This is a genomic window from Fundidesulfovibrio sp., assembly GCF_058402725.1.
On the sequence record NZ_JBZVFJ010000202.1, the window covers coordinates 1 to 4738 of the forward strand.

Annotated in this window: 4 protein-coding genes and 1 tRNA gene; 1 reads left to right on the forward strand and 4 read right to left on the reverse strand. The window is 68.4% G+C overall.

Annotated elements, in window-relative coordinates:
• Both folP and ftsH read right to left on the reverse strand, forming a co-directional pair.
• Positions 1-538, reverse strand: a 538-nt coding sequence (folP, locus tag ACV4UX_RS17315; RefSeq protein ID WP_491594529.1) for a dihydropteroate synthase, incomplete at its 3' end; no start/stop codon positions are given.
• Positions 539-592: 54 nt separating this feature from the next.
• Positions 593-2518: an ATP-dependent zinc metalloprotease FtsH gene (gene ftsH, locus ACV4UX_RS17320; protein WP_491594530.1), complete on the reverse strand. Its 1926-nt coding sequence runs from the start codon at positions 2516-2518 to the stop codon at positions 593-595.
• A gap of 117 nt (positions 2519-2635) precedes the next feature.
• Between ftsH and ACV4UX_RS17325 the strand changes: the two genes are divergently transcribed.
• A tRNA-Sec gene (locus ACV4UX_RS17325) sits at positions 2636-2728 on the forward strand.
• Between the two features lie 13 nt (positions 2729-2741).
• On the opposite strand, the gene argH is transcribed toward ACV4UX_RS17325, so the two are convergent.
• Both argH and ACV4UX_RS17335 read right to left on the reverse strand, forming a co-directional pair.
• Entirely contained in the window at positions 2742-4142 is a 1401-nt protein-coding gene (gene argH / locus ACV4UX_RS17330; protein ID WP_491594531.1) for an argininosuccinate lyase, read from the reverse strand.
• Positions 4143-4249: 107 nt separating this feature from the next.
• A complete protein-coding gene (locus ACV4UX_RS17335) occupies positions 4250-4627 on the reverse strand; it encodes an OsmC family protein (protein ID WP_491594532.1) in 378 nt (125 codons plus the stop codon).
• Positions 4628-4738 lie beyond the last annotated feature (111 nt).

Here is a 4738-nt window from a genome sequence, read left to right on the forward strand (position 1 = left end):
CGGCCAGCACGCTGCCGTAGCCGGGGCGCACCTGCATGGTGCGCGGGTCGCCCTGGGAATGCATGAGCACGTAGCCGGGCCTGTGCTGGGCCAGCACGTCCAGGAGACCGGGATCGGCCGTGCAGGCCGACACGTCGTTGACGATGACGGCCCCTGCCTCCAGGGCCAGGGCGGCCACGCGGGCCTTGGTGGTGTCCACGGAGACCGCCGCGCCGGGCCTGCGCGCCAGGATGCCCCGCACCACCGGGAGCACGCGGCGCTCCTCCTCGGCGGCGTCCACGGGCCGGGCGAAGGGCCGGGTGGACTCCCCGCCCACGTCGGCCACGTCCGCGCCGTGGTCCAGCATGTCCAGGGCATGGTCCACGGCCGCCTCGGGGCCGGGAAAGCGCCCGCCGTCTGAGAAGGAGTCGGGCGTGGCGTTGACGATGCCCATCACCAGATGCGTCGACGGTCCCAGGACCCGTCCGTCCCGGACGGTCCAGCTGGAAGGCCGCGAGGCTTTCGCCTCGCGGCCGGTTTCGTGGCGCGATTCGGTCATTGGCGGAAGCGCCGCCGGACGGGGGTCGGCGCGGTGTTCAGCATAGGGGCAGGGCTAACGGCCGGAGTCCTTGTCGCCGGGCGCGTCGGCCGGAGGCGGGGCGTCGGCGGGGATGTCGCCGGGGGCCTGGGGATCGGAGGCCTTGGGCGCGGCAGGGGGCGGCACGTCGGCCTGGATTTCCACGGGGGGCAGGTCTTCGCCCTTCATGATCAGGTCGATGTCGGCCCCGGAGATGGTTTCTCGCTCCAGGAGGGCCTTGGCGATGGCGTGGAGGTGCTCGATGCCCCCGGTGAGGAGCAGCCTGGCGCGGGCGTGGCAACCCTCCACGATGGAGCGGACCTCCATGTCGATCTGGCGGGAGGTGTCCTCGGAGAAGTTCTTGTGGGCCACCATGTCGCGTCCCAGGAAGATCTCCTCGTCCTTTTCGCCGTAGCTCAAGGGGCCGAGCTTGTCGCTCATGCCCCACTTGCAGACCATCTTGCGGGCCATGTTGGTGGCGCGCTCGATGTCGTTGCCCGCGCCGGTGGTGAGCTGGTCCAGCACCACTTCCTCGGCCACGCGTCCGCCCATGAGCATGACGATGGAGTTGAGCAGGTAGGTTTTGGAGTATGTGTGGCGGTCGTCCTCGGGCAGCTGCATGGTCACGCCCAGGGCGCGGCCGCGCGGGATGATGGAGACCTTGTGGATTGGGTCCGAGCCTTCGATGAGCTTGGCCACCAGGGCGTGCCCGGCCTCGTGGTAGGCGGTGGTGCGCTTCTCCTCGTCGGAGAGGATGAGGCTGCGCCGTTCCTTGCCCATGAGCACCTTGTCCTTGGCCATCTCGAAGTCGGCCATGGCCACCTTGTCGCGGCCGAGCTTGGCTGCGGAGAGGGCGGCCTCGTTGACGAGGTTTTCCAGGTCCGCGCCGGAGAAGCCGGGGGTGCCCTTGGCGAGCACGTCCAGGTTCACGGAGCCGTCCACGGGGGTGCGGCGGGTGTGCACTTCCAGGATGCGCTTGCGGCCGCGCAGGTCCGGCGTGGGCACCACCACCTGACGGTCGAAGCGGCCGGGGCGCAGGAGCGCGGGGTCGAGCACGTCGGGGCGGTTGGTGGCCGCGATGAGGATGACGCCCTCGTTGGACTCGAAGCCGTCCATTTCCACGAGCAGCTGGTTGAGGGTCTGTTCGCGCTCGTCGTGTCCGCCGCCCAGGCCCGCGCCGCGCTGGCGGCCCACGGCGTCGATCTCGTCGATGAAGATCAGGCACGGGGCGTTCTTCTTGCCCTGGACGAAGAGATCGCGCACGCGGGCCGCGCCCACGCCCACGAACATCTCCACGAAATCCGAGCCGGAGATGGAGAAGAAGGGCACGCCCGCCTCGCCGGCCACGGCGCGCGCCAGGAGGGTCTTGCCCGTGCCGGGGGAGCCCACCAGGAGCACGCCCTTGGGGATGCGACCGCCCAGGCGGGTGAACTTCTTGGGGTCGGAGAGGAACTGCACGATCTCGGAGAGTTCCTCTTTGGCCTCGTCCACGCCGGCCACGTCCTGGAAGGTGACGCGCTGGGTGTCCTGGTTGATGAGCCGGGCCCGCGAGCGCCCGAAGCTCATGGCCTTGCCGCCTCCTCCCTGCATCTGGCGCATGAAGAAGATCCACACGCCGATAAGCAGGAGCATGGGGAACCAGGAGACGAGGACGTTCACGTACCAGGGCGACTCTTCCTCGGGCTCCACGCGCACCTGGATCTTGTTGTCCAGGAGGGTCTTGACGAGGTTGGGGTCGTAGGGGGCGTAGGTGCCGAAGCGGTGATTGTCGCTGGTGACTCCCTCGATGCGGTTGCCCTGCATCTTCACGGCCGTGATCTCGCCGGAGGTGGCCTTCTTGAGGAAGTCGGAATAGGCGAGTTTGGACGCCTGGGGGGGCTGTTGGTTCAACAGGTTGAACAGGACGATCATGACAAGGCAGATGACCGCCCAGATGCCCAGGTTCTTGGTGAAATTGTTCAAGTCTGCTCCTCCGCGGAGTTTCCCGCTCCAGCACAGGTAACACTTCGGACCTGGGCTGTCCATGCGCCCGAGGTTGTATTCATGAGGATTTAAGGTTATGAGGGGTGTTCCCCGGACGGAAGCGTATCGTCACCGGTGTGGCGCCTGGACTTCAAATCCAGTGGAAGGCTCATCCCCTTCGGTAGGTTCGACCCCTATACGCTTCCGCCACTCTTCTCCCGGCCTACGCCCCCTTTTCCAGTTCCAGAAGCCACTTCTCCAGCGCCGCGATCTGCTCCTCCACCCGTTCCGGGGCCGTGCCGCCGGGGGTGTTGCGGCGCTTCACGGCCGTCTCGTACTTCAAGACCTCGGCCACGTCCGGGCCGATCTTGTCGCAGAGCCCGCGCAGTTCCTCCAGAGCGAGGTCCTCAAGCCCCCTGCCCGACTTCTCCGCCAGGGCCACGGCCGAGCCCGCGACGTGGTGCGCCTCGCGGAAGGGCACGCCCCTGGCCGCAAGGTAGTCCGCCAGCTCCGTGGCGTTCAGGAACCCCAGTTTGAGGGCCTGGCGCATCTTCTCGGGCCTGAAGCCCATGGCCTGCATCATCTCGGCCATGATGGCCAGGGAGTCGCTGACCGTGCGGTCGGCGTCGAAGAAGGGCTCCTTGTCCTCCTGCATGTCCCGGTTGTAGGCCAGGGGCAGGCCCTTCATGATGGTCATGAGCGTGAAGAGCGCCCCGTACACGCGCCCCGTCTTGCCGCGCATCAGCTCGGCCACGTCGGGGTTCTTCTTCTGGGGCATGATGGAGCTGCCCGTGGCGTAGGCGTCGGGCAGGGCCACATAGCCGAAATTGGGATTGGCCCAGAGGATCAGCTCCTCGCAGAGGCGCGAGAGGTGCATCATCATCGTGGTGCCCACGAAAAGGGCCTCCAGGGCGAAGTCGCGGTCCGAGACGGCGTCCAGGCTGTTCCGGAAGGTCCCGTTCAGCTGCAGCTCGTCGGCCACGGAGGCCGGGTCCAGCGGGAAGGTGGTGCCCGCCAGGGCCGCCGCGCCCAGGGGCGACACGGCCGCGCGCTTCAGGGCGTCCCGGCAGCGCTCGTGATCGCGCCGGAACATCCAGGCGTAGGCCAGCAGATGATGCCCCAGGCTCACGGGCTGGGCGGGCTGGAGGTGCGTGGTCCCGGGCAGCAGGGTCTCGGCGTGCTCGCCCGCGCGGTCGGCCAGCACCTTCACCAGGGCGGCCAGCAGCTCGCTCCACACCTCCAGGCGCGCGCTCACGTAGAGGCGGAAGTCCAGGCAGACCTGGTCGTTGCGCGAGCGGCCGGTGTGCAGCTTCTTGCCGGGCTCGCCGATCAGCTCGGTGAGCCGGGCCTCGATGTTCATGTGCACGTCCTCCAGGCTCTCCTTCCACTGGAACGTGCCCGCGTGGATTTCGCCCAGCACCAGGTCCAGCCCGGCCACGATCTTCCTGGCGTCCTCCTGGCCGATGACGCCCTGGCGGGCCAGCATGCGCGCGTGGGCCTTGGACCCGGCGATGTCCTGGGCGTAGAGGGCCTTGTCGTAGCGCACGGAGCCCGTGTAGCGCTCGACGATCTTGGAGGTGGGCTCGGCAAAGCGGCCGCCCCAGGGCTTGGACGAAGTGGACATGTGGGCCTCCGTGGGCCTTGGCGTTGTTCGTAAAGAAAAGGGCGGCAAGGCCGCCCGGGTACTCGTTCGATTCCCGAAGACGGGAGCACAGGCAGCCGCGTGCGGACTCAAACCCGCGTGAAGACCATCTCCCGCTTGAGCGTCTTGTGCACGGGGCAGGCCGAGATGGCTTTGAGCAGGCGCTCGCGCTGCTCGGGCGTGATGTCGCCCTGGTAGTCAACGGAATACTCGAAAACGGCCTTGGCCGGGTCGTCGCGCTTGAGCGTGACCGTGGCCTTCACCCCCTCCAGGGGGATGCCGTGTTTTTTCGCATACATCCGGCTGATGATCACGATGCAGTTGGCCAGGGCGGCCTCCAGCAGATCGTGGGGGGAGAAGCCCGCGGCCGCGCCGCCGTGTTCCGGGGTGGTGTCGGAGAGGGCCTCGCGCGTGCCGTCGCTGAAGCGCGCGAGGTAGTCCTGGTCCAGGCTCTGGCTGACGATCATGCTTCCTCCTTGGGCAGCGTCCCGGCGAAGCAACCGCCGGGGTCCGGGGGGAGGCTCTCCCCCCGGCGGGTGCAGGGCAGCGCCCTGCCGGGGGTGCGGGGGCAGCGCCCC